1 protein-coding gene is annotated in these 262 nt (G+C 64.9%); it reads right to left on the minus strand.

Translation table 11 applies throughout. The features are described 5' to 3' along the window. Positions 1-246: hypothetical protein (locus SB751_RS31895; RefSeq protein WP_410749258.1), on the minus strand; the 246-nt coding region annotated here is incomplete at its 3' end. Between the last annotated feature and the right edge of the window lie 16 nt (positions 247-262).

Below are 262 nucleotides of genomic sequence, written 5' to 3' on the forward strand. Positions count from 1 at the left end.
GGCCCAGCCGCCGGCCACCGAGGAGCACAGGGCAATCATCAGCGCCCAAAGATACAGCGATCCGGCCTGCGCCCAGGAAAAGCCCAGGGTCGGCAACCGGAACAACTCCAGGTGCAGGCCCAAGGGCAGCAGACACAGCATCGCCAGCGCACCTCCACTCATCATCAATCCGGTCCAGGCGCCAAGGGCTGGCACGGACAAGCTCGCCATCGCCCGCTGATTGAGCAGGCTGAAAATCAGCCACACGGCTATCGCTCCCAGG

It is taken from the genome of Cupriavidus sp. SIMBA_020, from assembly GCF_046535395.1.
Lineage (GTDB): Bacteria > Pseudomonadota > Gammaproteobacteria > Burkholderiales > Burkholderiaceae > Cupriavidus > Cupriavidus campinensis.